This window comes from Segniliparus rugosus ATCC BAA-974 (assembly GCF_000185725.2).
Lineage (GTDB): Bacteria > Actinomycetota > Actinomycetes > Mycobacteriales > Mycobacteriaceae > Segniliparus > Segniliparus rugosus.
Genome location: NZ_KI391953.1, coordinates 1,099,666 through 1,115,774 on the forward strand (window position 1 = coordinate 1,099,666; position 16,109 = coordinate 1,115,774).

The following is a 16,109-nucleotide window of genomic DNA, read 5'->3' on the forward strand; positions in this document are numbered from 1 at the left end:
GAAATTTTGTCGTTGCCGAGTAGTCTCACGCTCGTGACTGGAGCGTCTGGATCCAAATCTCTGCCGCCGGAAGTGTACTTGCGGCGGCGTTCGCTTGCGTTGGGGGTCGGCGCGCTCATCCTGGTTGTCATTATCGCTGGCGTGTTCCTCCTGCTGCGCGAAGGGGACTCGAAACCGCCCGCGCGCACGCCGACGGCGGCCTCGGCTCCGGCTGCGCCGCCGAAAGCGCAGGGCTCCTCTCCTTCGTCCTCGGAATCCCCGGCTCCGCCGGAGCCGACGCTGGCCCAAGCCGGCCAGCCGTGCTCGGACAACTGGCTGGCGCTGGTCGTCTCGGCGGACAAAGCGACGTACAACGTCGGCGATCAGCCGAAGTTCACCGGCGTGATCACGAATGGCTCGGCCCTTCCTTGCCAGCGCGACGTCGGGGACGGAATGCAGGGCTTCGTGGTCTCCTCGCTCGACGGCTCCACCCGAGTGTGGGCGAGCCAGGACTGCGCCCCGACGAACGGGCAGAGCCTCCAGATGCTCAAACCCGGCCAGCAGGTCCAGTTCCAGGCCACCTGGACCGGCAAGACCTCGTCGCCCGGCTGCCAGGACGAGCGGGTCGACATCGAGCCGGGCTCGTACCGGGTGGTGGCGCAGCTGGGGCAGAAGGTCTCGTCCCCGGTGACCTTCAACGTGGTGGCCCCGTAGGGCCTGTTCAGGAAGGCTCCCGCTCAGACCACCGCAGACAGCCGAGGGCTGCGCAGCTGCTCGATCGCGGAGCCGGTGGTCGAAACCAGGACGACGTCCAGGTCGGCCCCCGGCTTGGAGATCTCGCCTGCCGGGACGACCGCGCTTTTCCTGCCGAGCCGCGCCGCCTCGGCCAACCGCTGCTCCGTCGCGCTGACGCCGACCACCTCGCCGGTGAGAGCGACTTCGCCGAAGACGACGACGCCCAAGGGCAGCGCCTTGTCGGATGCCGCGCTCGCGATGGCGAGCGCTATCGCGAGGTCGGCGCTCGGCTCGTGCATCGACATCCCGCCGACGGTCGAGAGGTAGACGTCTTTGTCCCTCAGGTCCAGGCCGCACCGCGCGCAGAGGACTCCGATGATCTTCGCCACCCGGTCCGACCGCAGGCCGCTGACCACGGTCCTCGGCCCGCGCGAGGTGGGCGCGACCAGCGCCTGGACCTCGCCGAGCAGCGGGCGGCGGCCGTGCATCACCACGGTGGCCACCGACCCGACGACCGGATGCCCGCGCCGCGCGAGCAGGAACGAGCCCGGATCGGCGACCGCCGCGATCCCGCGCTCGGTCTGCTCGAAGCATCCCACTTCGTCGCTCGGCCCGAACCGGTTCTTCACGCCGCGCAAAAGGCGCAGCCGGGAATGCTGCTCGCCCGTGAACGTCAGCACCACGTCGACAAGGTGCTCGAGGAACCTGGGGCCCGCGATCTCGCCCTCTTTCGTCACGTGGCCGATGAGCACGACCGAGACGCCGAGGGACTTGGCGAGCGCGCTGAACCGGCGGACGGCCTCCTGGATTTGGCTGATCGCCCCGGAAGCCTCGCCCGCCGAACGGAGCATCTGCACCGAGTCGACCACCACCAGCTCGGGTTTGAGCTCGACGCAGCTCGCGAGGATCGCTTCGAGCCTCGTCTCGGCGGTGAACAAGACCCCTTCGTGCACCGCGCCGATACGCTCGGCCCTCGCTCTGGCCTGTAAGGGGGACTCCTCTCCGGAGACATACAGGCAGCGTCGGCCCGCGAGCGCCCACTGCTTCGCGGTCTCCAGCAGCAACGTGGATTTGCCGACCCCCGGTTCGCCCGCGAGGAGCACCACGGACCCGGCGACCAACCCCTTGCCGAGCACCCGGTCGAACTCGCGGATGCCCGTGGGCCGCGCCAACGCCTCGGCTCCCCGGATCTGGGTGATCGGCTCCACCGTCGCCCCGCGTCCGTCTCCGCCTTCGGCCACCGGCACCAGGCTCGCCCACGCGCTGCAGCGAGGACAGCGCCCGAACCATTTCACCTGGACGGAGCCGCATTCCTCGCAGCGATGACGGCCTTCGCGGCGATCAGTCTTGGTCATGCCCCACAGTGTGGCAGAGGGGTCCGACAAAATAGGGCTCCTCTGCCTCCGCAGAGCGCCCACGCGCAGAGGACGACGATGGCCGCCGACAGCCACCACAACGAGAAGGCACCTTGTGCGAGCAGCGCCATGGCGGTCGACATGGCGGAAGCGCTCGCAAAGATCTAAAAGGCCAGCGCCGCTTTGCGCCGCAGCACCCGGCCGGGGCGCGGCTCAGTCGCGCTTGGAGGCGCTTTCGCCCTTGCCGACGATGGGGATCTCCGCCTGGAAGCTATTGCGCTCCTCGTGCGGGAAGCTCGGATCCTGCGACGGCGGCGCGACGACCTTGAACTCGACTTTCACGGCAAGCCCCGCCGTGAGCTTCTCGCTTCCCAGGTCGAACGTGGGGCTCGCGGCGAAGTCCGCGCGGGCTTCGACGGAGGCCGCCGTCGCCTGCGCGGGGAGGGGGCCGACCTGCAGGCGGCCCTGGGCGGGAACCTCCTTGTTGGCAAGGCCCGCGAGCGCCTGCCGCTTTCCGGAGGGGTACAAGACTGTGACCGAGCTCAGCCGGACCGGGCGGATCGAGGGGTTCACGGCGACGAAGGACAGCGCGCCGTCCTCGCCGGAGAGGGCGATGTACGCGTTGCGCACCGCGAGCAGCTTCGAGTCGATGGGCACGCCGTCGACGGCGGCCTGCTGCGACCCGGTCTGGTTGTTCCACCCCGCGCTGCAGGAGGGGAGCGCAGCGACGGCCGCCAGCCCTGCCACGAGCGCCACCAGTCGACGTCGTTGGTTGGTGGTGACTGCCATCCTCAATCCTCCGGTTTGGTCGGGGTGTGTGTCTGATCGACTTCGCGGACTACTGTAACCGGTGGTCGCGCCGGGCGTTCGATGAGGTCGCCCGGCTTCGCGTCCGCGCCTTGTTCCACGAGGTCGCGCCGGAGCCCCGATCGATCCTCACAAGCCCGCTCGACGCGTGTGAGGAGCGGGTCGGGTACGCTGGAGGGGCTATGACATGAGTCACTGATCGCGCCGGTGCCGGCCCGGGCGGTTCCGCGAGGAGCTGCGGAGCCAGGGGGGAGGCGGGCCTGGGCCACTGGTAAGATAAGTGGAGTGAAAGGTGAGCGCCGCGCATGAATTTCAAAATTGGGGACACCGTCGTATATCCGCACCACGGAGCCGCGCTCGTTGAGGCTATCGAGGTCAGGACCATCAAAGGGGTGGAGAAAGAGTACCTGGTCCTCAAAGTGGGCCAGGGGGATCTGACGGTTCGCGTGCCCGCCGAGAACGCCGAGTACATCGGCATCCGCGACGTGGTGAGCGACGAGGGCCTGGACAAGGTGTTCAACGTCTTGCGCGACGTGCACACCGAGGAGCCGACCAACTGGTCCCGCCGTTACAAGGCGAACATCGAGAAACTCGCCTCCGGGGATGTGCACAAAGTCGCCGAGGTCGTGCGCGACTTGTGGCGCAGGGAGCAGGGCCGAGGCCTGTCTGCGGGCGAGAAGCGCCTGCTCGCGAAGGCGCGTCAGGTGCTGGTCGGAGAATTGGCGTTGGCGGAGAGCTCGGACGACGAGAAGGCCGAGTGCCTGCTCGACGAGGTGCTCGCCGAAGCCTCGTAGCCAGTCGGGTCCGTTCCTATGGCAAAGGTGGCCGCGATTGTCGTGGCCGCGGGATCCGGTGTCAGGCTGGGCGCGGTCGACCGAGGAGGTGCCCCGTGTCCGAAAGCGTTCGTCGAGATAGGCGGGCGGAGCATGCTCGCGAGATCGGTGTCCGCCGCATGGGAGTCGGCGGTTTTCGGCCAAGTCGTCGCCGTGGTCCCCGCCGACCGCCTCGCCCAGGCGCGGGCATGGCTGGACCCGAGGACGCGGCTGGTCCCCGGTGGCGCGACTCGGACCGAGTCGGTTCGAGCGGGTCTCGCCGAGATCGACGGGGCGGACGTGGTGTTGGTCCACGACGCCGCTCGGGCGCTCGCGCCGCCCGAGCTGTTCCGGTCGGTCGCCGAAGCGGTCCTCGCTGGCAACGCGGCCGTGATCCCCGCGCTCGGCGTGGTCGACACGGTTAAAGAAGTGGAGCAGACGGGCGCGGTGGTCCGCACGCTGGACCGGTCGGCCCTGCGCCGGGTGCAGACCCCGCAAGGCTTTCAGGCCGGGCTGCTCCGTCGTGCGCATGAAGGGGTCGCCGCGCGCGAGGGGGCTTCGGAGCTGGACGACGCTGGTCTGGCGGAGCTGGCCGGGGCGCGCGTGACGGCCGTCGAAGGCGACCCGATGGCGTTCAAAGTCACCACGCCCGAGGATCTCGTGCTCGCGGAGGCATTGGTCGGCAAGACAGAAGGAGGCCCCTCGATGGCGCTGCCGAGGACCGGGGTCGGGATCGACGTCCATCCCATCGAGCCTGGCCGCCCGTGCTGGGTGGCGGGGCTCCTCTTCGCGGAGGCTGACGGCTGCGCCGGGCACTCCGACGGCGACGTCGCCGCCCACGCGCTGGTGGACGCGGTGCTCTCGGCGGCGGGCCTTGGCGACCTTGGGACGGTGTTCGGCACGGACCGGCCCGAGATGAAGGGCGCGTCCGGCGAGCTGCTGCTGGCTGAGGCGCGCAAGCTGGTCGAAGCGGCGGGGTTCGCCATCGGCAACGCCGCCGTGCAAGTGGTCGGGAACACGCCGAGGCTCGGGCCGCGCAGGAGGGAGGCCGAGGAGCGGCTCAGCGCGGTGCTCGGCGCGCCGGTGAGCGTCGCGGCGACCACCACGGACGGCCTCGGGCTGACCGGGCGGGGCGAGGGGCGCGCGGCAGTGGCGAACGCGCTGATTTACCCTGTCAGCCACGGAAACGCTAAGATCGCCGGGTGACCTTGCGCCTCTACGACACCCGGACCCGTGTGGTCCGGGAGTTCCACCCGCTCAGAGAAGGCCAAGTCTCGATCTATCTCTGCGGCGCGACGGTGCAGGGCAGGCCGCACGTCGGGCATCTGCGCAGCGCCGTGGTGTTCGACGTGCTGCGCAGATGGCTGCAGGCCAAGGGCTTCGACGTGCTCTTCGCGCGCAACGTCACCGACATCGACGACAAGATCCTCGTGAAAGCCGCCGAGGCGGGGCGCCCGTGGTGGGAGTGGGCCGCCACGCATGAGCGGGCGTTCGCCAGCGCGTACGACCGGCTCGGCGTCCTCCCGCCGTCGGTCGAGCCGAGGGCGACCGGGCACATCACGCAGATGGTGGACTGCATCGAGCGGCTGATCGAGCGGGGCCACGCGTACACCGGGGCGGGCGACGTGTACTTCGACGTCCGGTCCCTGCCCGAGTACGGGAAGCTGTCCGGGCATCAGCTCGACGACGTGCACCAGGGCGAGAGCGCGGCGGAGGGCAAACGCGACCCGCGCGATTTCACCCTGTGGAAAGGCGCGAAGCCCGGCGAGCCGTGGTGGCCGACCCCATGGGGCCCTGGACGGCCAGGCTGGCATCTGGAGTGCACGGCGATGGCGACGACGTACCTCGGGTCGGAGTTCGACATCCATTGCGGCGGCATGGACCTGGTGTTCCCCCATCACGAGAACGAGCTGGCGCAGGCGCGGGGGGCTGGGGACTCGTTCGCGAGGTTCTGGCTGCACAACGGCTGGCTCTCCCTCGGCGGGGAGAAGATGTCGAAATCCCTCGGGAATGTGCTCTCCCTCGAAGAGCTGCTCACCGCCGTGCGCCCGCAGGAGCTGCGCTACTACCTCGGCTGCGCGCACTACCGCTCCACCCAGGAGTTCTCCTTCGAAGCGGTCATCGAGGCCGCAGTGGCCTACAAGCGGCTCGAATCCTTCGTCCTTCGGGCGGCGGACGAGTACGGCGAGATCGCGCTCGGCGAGGTGACTGGCGATTTCGCGTCGGCGTTGGACGACGACCTCGCGGTGCCCAAGGCGCTCGCCGAGCTGCAGCGCCACGCCAAGCAGGGCAACACCGAGCTGGCCGAGCGCAAGCCAGGGGCGGCGGCGACAGCGGCTTCGGTCCGCGCCATGCTCGCCGTGCTCGGCTGCGACCCCTTCGACCCGATTTGGGCTTCGGGGCGGGAGGAGAAGGCCGCGCTCGTCGCGTTGGACGTGTTGGTGGAGGCGGAGCTCTCCCGCCGCGAGGCGGCGCGGGCGGACAAAGACTGGGCGACGGCAGACGAGGTCCGAGACCGGTTGCGCAAAGCGGGGATCGACGTGACGGACGGGCCGGACGGGCCGAAGTGGTCTTTGGAGGCTCCGGAGCCCCTGGAGAAACCGGAATCCACTGAGACGAACGGAGGCCAGTCCTAATGGCTCTTGGACCGAGACGCCGAGGCCTGCGCGGCAAAGGCCCGACCCCGCCCGCGACAGCCAGGACCGGCCACCCCGCCGCGCGGCGGGCGGCGGCGCAGGAGGCTGCGGCGAAGTCGCGCGCACGCGCGGTGAAGCAGGCCGCCGACGCGCCGGAATGGGTGCTCGGGCGCAATCCCGTGTTCGAGTGCCTGCGCGCGAAAGTGCCTGCCGTCGAGCTTCTGGTCGCGTCCGGGATCGACGCGGACGAGCGGGTCGCGGAAAGCGTCCGGCTCGCCGGGAACGCGGGTGTCCCGGTCACCGAGGTCGCCCGGTTCGAGCTGGACCGGCGCAGCTCGGGAGCCCCGCACCAGGGGATCGGCTTGAAGGTCAAGCCGTACGAGTACCGCCACCCTGCCGATCTGCTCGTCGAGGCGGAGGACTCCGGGCGGCCCGCGCTCATGGTGGCGCTCGACCACATCTCCGACCCGCGCAACCTCGGCGCGGTCATCAGGTCCGCCGCCGCGTTCGGCGGGCACGGGGTGCTCATCCCCAACCGCCGCTCCGCCAGCCTCACGGCCATCGCCTGGCGGACCTCCGCCGGGGCGGCGGCCCGGCTGCCGGTGGCGCAAGCCCCGAACCTGACCCGCACGCTCAAGGAATGGCAGGACCGGGGGCTGCTCCTGGTCGGGCTCGACGCGGAAGGCGACACCAGCCTTGACGACTTCGTCGGCACCGAGCCGTTGGCGCTCGTGGTCGGCTCGGAGGGCAAGGGCCTCTCCCGGCTCGTCCGCGAAAGCTGCGACGTCGTGGTGTCGATCCCGATGTCCGGCCAGGTCGAGAGCCTGAACGTGTCTGTGGCCACCGGGGTCGTGCTCGGGGAGATCGCGCGCCAGCGGCGCGGCGCCCGCTAAGGGCTCGGCGACGGGTCAGTCGTCCAAGCGCAGCGGGCAGAGCTCGTTGAGCGCGAGCCCCGCTTTGTCGAACCGGCCGTACGCCGCGTTCAGCGGGTCAATCCTGCCGTCGGGGCCGAGCGAATCGATGTAGTCGCCCAACCAGCCCGCGGCTTTGGCGACATCGGAGAGGCGTTGGCGGATGGCCGCGTCCTCGGCCTCCTCGGCGGCCTCCTGGAACTTCGCCGCGACCGAGCGCGCGTACTCCGCGCGCTCGCGGTTGATGGTCGGGTCGTAGCCCGACGCGGGGTGGGGGGAGTCGAGCACCCAGTGCCGTGCGGCGAGCGCGGGGCCGCAGGAGTCGTCGGCCCATGCGACGGCCGCTCCGCCCGTCCAGCCGCACAGCGCTATGGTTCCGCCCGCCGCCTAAAATACAAGACGCATGGTCTCACTGTAGTTAAGGGATGACGACCTCGCCGCGCGCCGCCGCCAGCGCGATGTCGGTCCGGTAATGCCCGCCGGGTAGATGCACTTGCTCGATCCGCGCGTACGCCTGCGCGCGGGCCGCGTCGATGTCCGGGCCGATCCCGACAGCGGTGAGCACGCGTCCGCCGGCGGAGACGAGCGCGCCGTCTTTCTCGTCGACCCCGGCGAGGACCAATCCAGTCCCGACGGCCCCGGTGATCGTGTCGCCGAGGCGAGGTTTCGCGGGGTAATGCTCCGCCGCGAGCACGACGCCGACGGCGTAGCCGGGCTCCCACTCCAGCTCGGTCGTCTCCAGGAGCGTCCCGTCCGCCACCGAGCGCAGCAATTGTCCGAGCGGGGTGCGCAAGAGGGCGAGGACGGGCTGGGTCTCGGGGTCGCCGAACCGGCAGTTGAACTCCACGACAGCGGGGCCCTCGCGGCCGATGGCGAGCCCGGCGTAGAGCAGGCCCGAATAGGGGCAGCCCCGCTGCTGCAGCTCCACCGCCACCGGGCGCACGACCTCGGCGACGATCTGGTCCACAAGCGCCTGCGGCAGCCAGGGCAAGGGGGTGTACGCCCCCATGCCGCCGGTGTTCGGCCCCGCGTCCCCGTCGTAGGCCCGTTTGAAGTCCTGCGCGGGCAGGAGCGGCACCACTTGGTCGCCGTTGACCAGGCAGAAGAGCGACACCTCGGGCCCGTCCAGGTACGACTCCAGCAACACAGGGTGGCCGCGTTCGAGGAGTTCGACCGCGTGCTCGCGCGCCTCGGCGCGGTCCTCGGTGACCACCACGCCCTTGCCCGCCGCGAGGCGGTCGTCTTTCACCACCCAGATCGGCCCGAACCGGTCGAGCGCCGCGTCCAGCCGGGCGGTCGAATCCACAACCTCGCTGCGCGCGGTGCGGACTCCCGCCTCGGCCATCACTTCTTTCGCGAAACTCTTCGAGCCCTCGATCTGCGCGGCCTGCGCGGAGGGGCCGAAGCAGGCGATCCCCTTGGCGCGGATCGCGTCGGCAGCGCCGAGCACCAGCGGCACCTCCGGCCCGACGACCACCAAATCCGCCGCGAGCTGGGCGGCGAGGTCCGCGACTCCAGCCGGGTCTGCGACGTCCACCGCGTGGTTCCTCGCCACGTGCGCGGTGCCGGCGTTGCCGGGGGCGACGTGGATTTCCGTCACGGAGGGGTCGGCTTTGAGGGCGAGGCAGAACGCGTGCTCGCGCGCTCCGGAGCCAATGACGAGTACTCTCACGGGCAGTAAGCCTACCTGGCAAGCAAACGGCGATCTACGTGTATTGCGCCGCTGCTCGGCCGCAGGAGTACGCTTACTGCGTGGCTTCTGTTTTCAGCGCTGTGATCGCCGGGGACCTCCCCGGTTATTTCGTGTGGCAGGACGAGGACGTCGTTGCCTTCCTCTCCAACGCGCCCATCTCCACCGGGCACACCCTTGTGGTGCCGAGGGCGGAGGTGGACAACTGGCAGAACGTCGATCCGGAACTGTTCGGCAAGGTCATGAGGGTCGCCCAGACTATCGGCAAGGCCGTGGTGCGGGCCTTCGACGCCCCGAGGGCGGGCCAGCTGATCGCGGGCTTCGAGGTGCCGCACCTGCACGTGCACGTCTTCCCCGCGTGGGGACTCGGCGACTTCAGCTTCGAGAACGCCGACCGTTCGGTCACGCCGGACCAATTCGAGGCCGCAGCGGAGAGGATCAGGTCCGCGCTCGCGAGCTGAATCCTATGAGTCGTTTTCCTGAGGAGGAGTTCCGTCCCCGCTGGCGTGGGCAGGCGCTCCGCGTGGCGCTCATCGTCGGCTGCGTCGTGCTCGCCGCGGCGGTGGGGATACTCGGGTTCCGCGTCCTCGCCCCTGCGGAACAGCAACGGACCAGCAACCGCGATTTCGAGCAGGCCAAGGCGAACGTCATTCGCTTGACGGCGTGGGCGGCTGGGGTGCCGCAGGACTACCCGAGCCGGGGTTTGAAGCATGGCTGCAAGGCGGGCACGGTCGGCGAGGGGCCGCCGTGGACCTGGTCGCAGGAGTACGACGTGCCGTACTCCGAGCAGCGGGTCAAGGAGATCACCGCGCGGTTGCGGGAGTTGCGCGACCAGGGGTGGCATTACGTCGAGACGCAGAAAGTGCTCGAAGACGTGCACACGAAGATCGGCGTGCAGGTGTCCAACAACGAACTCGTCTCCATCGACGCGTGGCGCGGCAGCAGGATCAATATCGAGGACGACGCCAAGGCGGGGATACCCCCGCAGGAGCATACGATTAATATCATCGGTCTCAGCGAGTGCACGAGCTGATCTCGCTGCTGATAAGGCTTGAGGCTACCCGGCCTCGCCCTCGATGACGAGAGGACATCTGTGAGCGCGACACCGGAGCACCCTTCGCGCTCGAAGGCGAACGAATACCACTTCGACATCGACGGCAAACCGATCGACGCGAGCTGGTGGGCGACTTTGCAAGCGATGGGCTCGCAGTACGCCCTCGTCCGCCGCAGCGTGGTGCGCGGCTGGCTGATCACCACGGAGTGGACCGGCAAGGAGTGGCATCTCCCGAAAGATGGGCTGCCGAGGATCTTCCGCACGAACGTGCACGACCCGGGCGGGCAGAACCAGCACTCGGCGCATTGGGAGAGCCGCGCGGACGCGGCCCAGGGCCACGCTTCGGTCGAGGCGCTGATTCTGCGCGCGCTGCGCCTGGCCGAAGAAGGCCCTGGGGATTGGGACGAGGACGAGGAGCCCTCGGACGAGGATTCCCGGCAGATCGACGGGTATTACGACATCGAGGGTCGGCTGCTCTCGTACGAGCAGTTCCGCGCGTTGCGCGCGCTGGGCAGTTGGTACTCGGACGTCGCGCTGCGAGAGCGGCTGTACGGGTGGACGATCGAGACGATGTGGACCGGCTGGGACCGCCAGGAGGAGGACCATCCGGACGAGCGTCCGATGGTGGTCACCACGGAGATCGATTGCGATTACAAGCATTTCGCGCGGGGCGGCTGGCCGGACGCGCACAGCGCGCGGGTCGGCCACGTCCAGATCAGGGGTTTGGTCGGGCAGTTCGCGCTCGGGCAGCTGTCGCGGGAAGAGATGCTGGTCTGCTGCGACGCCTTGTGGACTCCGCGCCCGAGGCGCTAGACGCGGCCCAGCCGGATGGCGCAGGGCTCGTGGGAGGCGCCCCGGAGCCCAGCAGCCGCCCCGCAGGAGTGGGAGGAGATCCCCCTTCCCCAGTCCACGATCTGGCGTTGCGCGAACGCCGAGGCCAGAAGCCTCCGATAGGACCAGAAGCGCGTTTTCGGGCTACACGGACTCGCCGCGCACCCCGGCCGCCAGTTCCCGCACCAGCTTCCGCAACGCGTCCTCGCCCTTGTTCAGCGCCGCGACCAACGCGGAGCCGACGATCACCGCGTCCGCGTAGCCCGCGACATAGCGCGCCGCCTCGCCATTGGAAACTCCGATGCCAACGCCGACCGCGATGCCGCTGGCTTTGCGCACCCTGGCGACCAGCTCGGCGGCGTCCATCGAGATATCGGTTCGGGCCCCGGTCACTCCCATGGTCGAGGCGGCGTACACGAAGCCTCGGCACGAGTTGGTGGTGAGGATCAACCGCTCATGCGTCGAAGACGGGGCGACGAGGAAGATCCGGTCCAGGTTCAACCGGTCCGAAGCCTGGAACCAGGCCTCGGCCTCCTCCGGAATGAGGTTCGGGGTGATGAGGCCGAGACCGCCAGCGTTCTCCAGATCCGTGGCGAAACGGTCCACCCCGTATCGGAACACAGGGTTCCAGTAGGTCATGACCAGCGCGGGGATGTCCTTCTCGCGCAAACCCTCGATGAGCGGGAACAGATGCTTGAGCCGGAAGCCGGTCTGCAGCGCGGCGACCGCGGCGGACTCGATCACCGGGCCGTCCATCACCGGGTCGGAATACGGCACGCCGACTTCGAGGAGGTCGCAACCCTCCTCGGCGAGGATCTGGAACGCGCGCAGCGAGGTCTTCAGGTCCGGGTAGCCTGCGGGCAGGTACCCGATGAGCGCGGCGCGCCCCTCGGTCTGGCACTTGGCGATGACGTCGGCAGAGGACTCGGGGATGCTCATAGGTCCAGCCCAAACCACTTGGCGGCAGTGTCGACGTCCTTGTCGCCCCTGCCGGAAAGGTTCACCACGATCACGCTGCCCTCGCCGAGCTCCCTGCCGAGCAGCAGGCCGCCCGCGACGGCGTGCGCCGACTCGATGGCGGGAATGATCCCTTCGGTGCGGCAGAGGACGTCGAACGCCTCCATCGCCTGCGCGTCGGTGATCGGCAGGTACCGGGCGCGACCGGTCTCCTTCAGGTGGGAGTGCTGCGGTCCGACTCCGGGGTAGTCGAGCCCGGCGGAGATGGAGTGCGACTCCAAAGTCTGGCCGTCCTCGTCCTGCAACAGGTAGGAGAAGGAGCCCTGGAACACGCCTTCGGAGCCGCCGACGAGCGTCGCGGCGTGCCGATCGGTGTCCATCCCGTCGCCCGCGGGCTCGCACCCGACGAGCTGCACTTGGTGGTAGCGCAGGAAGGGGTCGAAAATCCCGATGGCGTTGCTGCCGCCGCCGACGCAGGCCACGACCGCGTCGGGGAGCCGGCCGATCTGCTCGCGCACCTGTGTCCGCGCCTCGAGCCCGACGACGCGCTGCAGGTCGCGGACCATCATCGGGAAGGGGTGCGGCCCGGCCGCAGTGCCGAAGCAGTAGTAGGTGGTGGCGGCGTTGGTGACCCAGTCGCGCAGCGCCGCGTTGATCGCGTCCTTCAGCGTCCGCGAGCCGGTCTTCACCGCGAAGACGTGGGCGCCCAAGAGGCGCATCCGCGCGACGTTGAGCGCTTGGCGCTCGGTGTCGACCTCGCCCATGTAGATGACGCATTCCAAACCGAGCAGGGCGCATGCGGTCGCGGTGGCGACGCCGTGCTGGCCCGCGCCGGTCTCGGCGATCACCCTGGTCTTGCCCATTTTCCTCGCGAGAAGGCCCTGGCCGAGGACGTTGTTGATCTTGTGCGAGCCGGTGTGGTTCAAATCCTCGCGCTTGAGCAGGATCCGCGCCCCGCCCGCGTGCTCGGAGAGCCGCTTCGCCTCGTACAGCGGGGAGGGCCTGCCGACGTAGTCGCGCTGCAAGGCGTCGAGCTGGCTGAGGAATTCCTCGTCCAAGCGCGCTTTCTCGTAGGCGTCGGTGACCTCGTCGATGACCGCCATGAGCGCCTCGGGGACGTGGCGCCCGCCGAAGCGGCCGAAATAGCCGGACGCGTCGGGCTCCTGCTCGGCCCGCACGCGAACGCCTTCGCTCGCGGTGGGCATATGCTGCGCCGGGCTCATCGAACGGGCCGGGGGCAAGACGGGTGCGTCCCCGCCGTGACCAGCTCGACAAGGGCGGCGAGCGGGTCCGGTGCGGTGACGATGCCCTCGCCGACCAGCACGGCGTCGGCTCCGGCCGCTGCGTAGTTCAGCAGGTCGGCAGGGCCTTTGCAGCCGGATTCGGCGATCTTCATGACGTTCGAGGGCAACGCGGGAACGACGCGGGCGAACGTCTCGGGGTCCACTTCGAGCGTTTTGAGGTTCCGCGCGTTGACGCCGATGACCGTGGCCCCGGCCTCCAACGCGCGCTCGGCCTCTTGCTCGTTGTGCACTTCCACCAGCGCGGTCATGCCAAGGCTCTCGACCCGGTCCAAGAGCGAGCTGAGCGCGAACTGGTCCAGCGCCGCGACGATGAGCAGCACGATGTCCGCGCCGTGGGCCCGCGCCTCGTGCACCTGGTAGGTGGTCACGATGAAGTCTTTGCGCAGCACGGGGATGTCGACGGCGGCGCGGACCGCGTCGAGGTCGGCGAGCGACCCTTTGAACTTGCGCTCCTCGGTGAGCACGCTGATCGCGCGCGCGCCGCCCTCCTGGTACAACCGGGCCAAATCGGCGGGGCTGGCGATTTCGGCGAGGGCGCCTTTGCTCGGGCTCGCGCGCTTGATTTCGGCGATCACGCCGACGCCCGGCTCGCGCAACGCGGCGGCGGCGTCCAGCGGGTCCGGCGCGGCTTCCGCGTCCAATTTGATCTGCGCGAAGTCCCGCGCAGCCTCGCGTGCGGCCACATCTTCCCGCACTCCAGCGACAATCGACTCGAGAACGGTTTCCGACATGCCCCAAGGATAACCTGCTTCGCTGTCAGGTCCGTCAGCGGTTCCGCTCAGCGCCGTCCGAGCGGTTGTGAGCTTTCAGATCACGCCGCCCGAGGCTCACAGCGTGGGGTCTTCGCCAGCGTCGAGCCTCGCCCAGGCGGAGCGTTCCTCCTCTGGCCGGTCCTGTTTCGCGCCGGGGGAGTCGAAACGGCTCCCGAGGCCCTGCGCGGCCCGTGCGGCGCGCAGGACGAAAGCGGCGGCGGCGAGGGCGAGCAGCCCCGCCGCGACGGGGAGCGCGCCAGGCTCGCGGCTCGCCGCGAGGTGGTCGACCTGGTAGCGCTCGGGAAGGGCGGCCAATTGCGCCATCTGGGCCGGATCAGGGTCGCTCGCGAGCCAGTCCGCCCCCGACCAGAGCAGCCCGGCCCCGGCGAGGGCGATGACGAGCGCCATCCCCCGCAGCGTCCAGCCCTTGACCGCGAAGACGGCGGGCACGGCGGCGATCAGCAGGAGGGAGAGGGCGACGGTGAGCGGCGCGAAGTCCGCGCCGAGCAGTCGGACGTGGCGCGGCGCGCCGAGCCCGTCGTACGCGTCGGCCTGCGCCCAGAGGCTCCGCGAAGCCCCGTACGCGGCGGCCCCGCCGAGCAGGAGCAGGAGCGAAGCCAACGCGAGGGGGCGCTTCACCGTGCCTCGCGTCCTGGCTCGCCGGGGGAGCGCCATGGGCGCTGTCGTGGCGGCGATGGCGGTGTTTGCGTCATGGGCGCTCCGTCTTGTTTTCGTTCGGGGAGCGCATCGTATGCGCTGCGGCGATGGCGGACAGGACGGTGTTCGCCTTGTTCCGGCTCTCCCAGTACTCCGAGGAGGGGTCGGAGTCGAGGACGACGCCGCCGCCCGCCTGCACGTACGCCACGTCGTCTTTGACGACGGCGGTGCGGATGGCGATGGCGGTGTCGGCCTGGCCGGTGAAGTCGAAGTACCCGACCACGCCGCCGTAGAGGCCGCGCCGGGTGAGCTCGACCTCCTCGATGATCTCCATCGCCCGGACTTTCGGCGCGCCGGAGAGGGTGCCTGCGGGGAAGCAGGAGAGCACCGCGTCGAGCGCCGTCTGGTCCGAGGCCAGCTGTCCGCTCACCGTGGAGACGAGGTGCATGACGTGGCTGTAGCGCTCCACGACCCGGAACCGGGCCACGCGGACGCTGCCGGGCACGCACACCCTGCCGAGGTCGTTGCGCCCGAGGTCGACCAGCATGAGGTGCTCCGCGTTCTCCTTGGGGTCGTCGGTGAGCCGTTTCTCGAAGAGGAGGTCGTCCTCGCCCGTCCCGCCTCGGGGCTGGGTGCCCGCGATGGGCCGGGTCGTCACCGTGCGCCCGCGAACGGTGACCAGCGCCTCAGGGCTGGAGCCGACGATATGGAAGGCGGTGGAGCCGTCCTCGCCGGGGACGCGGATGAGGTACATGTGCGAACTCGGATTGTTCACCCGCAACACCCGGTACACGTCGAGCGGATCCGCCTGCGTCGGCATGCTGTAGCGCTGCGACGGCACGACCTGGAACGCCTCGCCCGCCTCGATCTCGGCCACTACGGCCCGGACGTTGCGCCCGTACTCCTCCTCTGTGAGCTGGGAGTCGAATTCGGCCGAGGGCCAGTCGAAGACGGACACCGTGGACGGCGAGGGCGCGGCGAGGTCCGAGGTCATCGTGTCCAGCCGGGCGAGGGCCTGCGCGTAGAGCGCGTCGAGGTCGGCCCCCGTGCTTTCGGGGAGGAAGGTGTTGGCGATGAGGGTGATGATGTTCGCGTGATGGTCGAACACGGCCAGGTCCGAGACGAGGAGCATGGTCATCGCGGGCAGGCGCAAATCGTCTTGCGTCCGCTCGGGCAGTTTCTCCAGCCAGCGCACCACGTCGTAGCTGAGGTACCCGACGAGCCCGCTGGTCAACGGCGGCAGGCCCGGAATGGGGTCGGTGGCCAGCGCCCGCACGGCCTCGTTGAGCACCTGCAGCGGCTCGCCCTCGGTCGGGATCCCCTCTGGCGGGGCTCCCCGCCAGACGGCCTTGCCGTCGACCGAGGTCAGCGTGGCGCTGGTGCGCACCCCGATGAAGGACCACTGCGACCACGTTTTGCCGTGCTCGGCGGATTCGAGCAGGAACGTGCCCGCGCGGTCCCCGGCGAGCTTGCGGAACGCGGAGACCGGCGTCTCCGCGTCGGCGAGGAGCCTGCGCGTCACCGGGACCACGCGTCGCCCGCCCGCCAGCGCCTCGAACTCTGCGCGCGTGGTCGTGTGGGAGGCGGCGTTGCCGGTGAGGGCGCTGACAGTCATAACCGTCATTATCT

At 69.8% G+C, this 16,109-nt stretch carries 16 protein-coding genes and 2 pseudogenes; 9 read left to right on the plus strand and 9 right to left on the minus strand.

Annotated elements, in window-relative coordinates:
• Window positions 1-33 precede the first annotated feature (33 nt).
• Window positions 34-693 carry a hypothetical protein gene (locus tag HMPREF9336_RS05380; RefSeq protein ID WP_021030159.1) on the plus strand — a complete coding sequence of 220 codons (660 nt, stop codon included), beginning with the start codon at window positions 34-36 and terminating at the stop codon, window positions 691-693.
• A 23-nt stretch (window positions 694-716) separates the two neighbouring features.
• On the opposite strand, the gene HMPREF9336_RS05385 is transcribed toward HMPREF9336_RS05380, so the two are convergent.
• On the minus strand, window positions 717-2,069 hold the full coding sequence (locus HMPREF9336_RS05385) for a DNA repair protein RadA (protein WP_040585082.1): 1,353 nt from the start codon (window positions 2,067-2,069) through the stop codon (window positions 717-719).
• Between the two features lie 213 nt (window positions 2,070-2,282).
• Window positions 2,283-2,858, minus strand: coding sequence for a hypothetical protein (locus HMPREF9336_RS05390; protein ID WP_007469769.1), 576 nt, complete (start codon window positions 2,856-2,858; stop codon window positions 2,283-2,285).
• A 323-nt stretch (window positions 2,859-3,181) separates the two neighbouring features.
• Here HMPREF9336_RS05390 and HMPREF9336_RS05395 point away from each other — a divergent pair, with 323 nt between their 5' ends.
• From HMPREF9336_RS05395 to rlmB, 5 genes and pseudogenes are all read left to right on the plus strand, one after another.
• The gene (locus HMPREF9336_RS05395; protein WP_007469770.1) at window positions 3,182-3,670 is read left to right on the plus strand and encodes a CarD family transcriptional regulator; all 489 of its coding nucleotides are present in this window, start codon (window positions 3,182-3,184) and stop codon (window positions 3,668-3,670) included.
• Between the two features lie 18 nt (window positions 3,671-3,688).
• Window positions 3,689-4,360 (plus strand): annotated as a pseudogene (gene ispD / locus HMPREF9336_RS18895) (2-C-methyl-D-erythritol 4-phosphate cytidylyltransferase); the annotation flags it as partial.
• A 33-nt stretch (window positions 4,361-4,393) separates the two neighbouring features.
• Complete coding sequence (gene ispF / locus HMPREF9336_RS18900; RefSeq protein WP_244431638.1) at window positions 4,394-4,894, plus strand: 2-C-methyl-D-erythritol 2,4-cyclodiphosphate synthase; 501 nt, start codon at window positions 4,394-4,396, stop codon at window positions 4,892-4,894.
• Window positions 4,891-6,324: a cysteine--tRNA ligase gene (gene cysS, locus HMPREF9336_RS05405; RefSeq protein ID WP_007469772.1), complete on the plus strand. Its 1,434-nt coding sequence runs from the start codon at window positions 4,891-4,893 to the stop codon at window positions 6,322-6,324. Before ispF ends, cysS begins: the two co-directional genes overlap by 4 nt.
• Window positions 6,306-7,217 (plus strand): annotated as a pseudogene (rlmB, locus tag HMPREF9336_RS05410) (23S rRNA (guanosine(2251)-2'-O)-methyltransferase RlmB); the annotation flags it as partial. The gene cysS and the pseudogene rlmB, both read left to right, overlap by 19 nt.
• Window positions 7,218-7,232: 15 nt before the next feature.
• On the opposite strand, the gene HMPREF9336_RS05415 reads toward rlmB, so the two are convergent.
• Together HMPREF9336_RS05415 and purD are read right to left on the minus strand one after the other, a co-directional pair.
• Window positions 7,233-7,523 (minus strand): hypothetical protein, encoded by a 291-nt coding sequence (locus HMPREF9336_RS05415; protein ID WP_007469774.1) that lies wholly within the window; start codon window positions 7,521-7,523, stop codon window positions 7,233-7,235.
• Window positions 7,524-7,653: 130 nt separating this feature from the next.
• The gene (purD, locus tag HMPREF9336_RS05420) at window positions 7,654-8,907 is read right to left on the minus strand and encodes a phosphoribosylamine--glycine ligase (RefSeq protein ID WP_007469775.1); all 1,254 of its coding nucleotides are present in this window, start codon (window positions 8,905-8,907) and stop codon (window positions 7,654-7,656) included.
• 80 nt (window positions 8,908-8,987) lie between these two features.
• Between purD and HMPREF9336_RS05425 the strand changes: the two genes are divergently transcribed.
• From HMPREF9336_RS05425 to HMPREF9336_RS05435, 3 genes are read left to right on the plus strand one after another with little or no spacing between them, the layout of a single operon-like run.
• Entirely contained in the window at window positions 8,988-9,386 is a 399-nt protein-coding gene (locus HMPREF9336_RS05425; RefSeq protein WP_007469776.1) for an HIT family protein, read from the plus strand.
• 5 nt (window positions 9,387-9,391) lie between these two features.
• Window positions 9,392-9,958 (plus strand): hypothetical protein, encoded by a 567-nt coding sequence (locus HMPREF9336_RS05430; RefSeq protein WP_007469777.1) that lies wholly within the window; start codon window positions 9,392-9,394, stop codon window positions 9,956-9,958.
• A 60-nt stretch (window positions 9,959-10,018) separates the two neighbouring features.
• A complete protein-coding gene (locus HMPREF9336_RS05435; RefSeq protein ID WP_007469778.1) occupies window positions 10,019-10,792 on the plus strand; it encodes a hypothetical protein in 774 nt (257 codons plus the stop codon).
• Window positions 10,793-10,954: 162 nt separating this feature from the next.
• On the opposite strand, the gene trpA is transcribed toward HMPREF9336_RS05435, so the two are convergent.
• From trpA to HMPREF9336_RS05460, 5 genes are all read right to left on the minus strand, one after another.
• Entirely contained in the window at window positions 10,955-11,749 is a 795-nt protein-coding gene (trpA, locus tag HMPREF9336_RS05440) for a tryptophan synthase subunit alpha (protein ID WP_007469779.1), read from the minus strand.
• Window positions 11,746-12,990 (minus strand): tryptophan synthase subunit beta, encoded by a 1,245-nt coding sequence (trpB, locus tag HMPREF9336_RS05445; protein ID WP_007469781.1) that lies wholly within the window; start codon window positions 12,988-12,990, stop codon window positions 11,746-11,748. Before trpB ends, trpA begins: the two co-directional genes overlap by 4 nt.
• The gene (trpC, locus tag HMPREF9336_RS05450) at window positions 12,987-13,802 is read right to left on the minus strand and encodes an indole-3-glycerol phosphate synthase TrpC (protein WP_007469784.1); all 816 of its coding nucleotides are present in this window, start codon (window positions 13,800-13,802) and stop codon (window positions 12,987-12,989) included. The genes trpB and trpC overlap by 4 nt, the downstream gene beginning before the upstream one ends.
• Before the next feature lie 96 nt (window positions 13,803-13,898).
• Window positions 13,899-14,462, minus strand: coding sequence for a Trp biosynthesis-associated membrane protein (locus HMPREF9336_RS05455; RefSeq protein WP_156920298.1), 564 nt, complete (start codon window positions 14,460-14,462; stop codon window positions 13,899-13,901).
• Window positions 14,463-14,532: 70 nt separating this feature from the next.
• Window positions 14,533-16,095 (minus strand): anthranilate synthase component I, encoded by a 1,563-nt coding sequence (locus tag HMPREF9336_RS05460; RefSeq protein WP_007469787.1) that lies wholly within the window; start codon window positions 16,093-16,095, stop codon window positions 14,533-14,535.
• Between the last annotated feature and the right edge of the window lie 14 nt (window positions 16,096-16,109).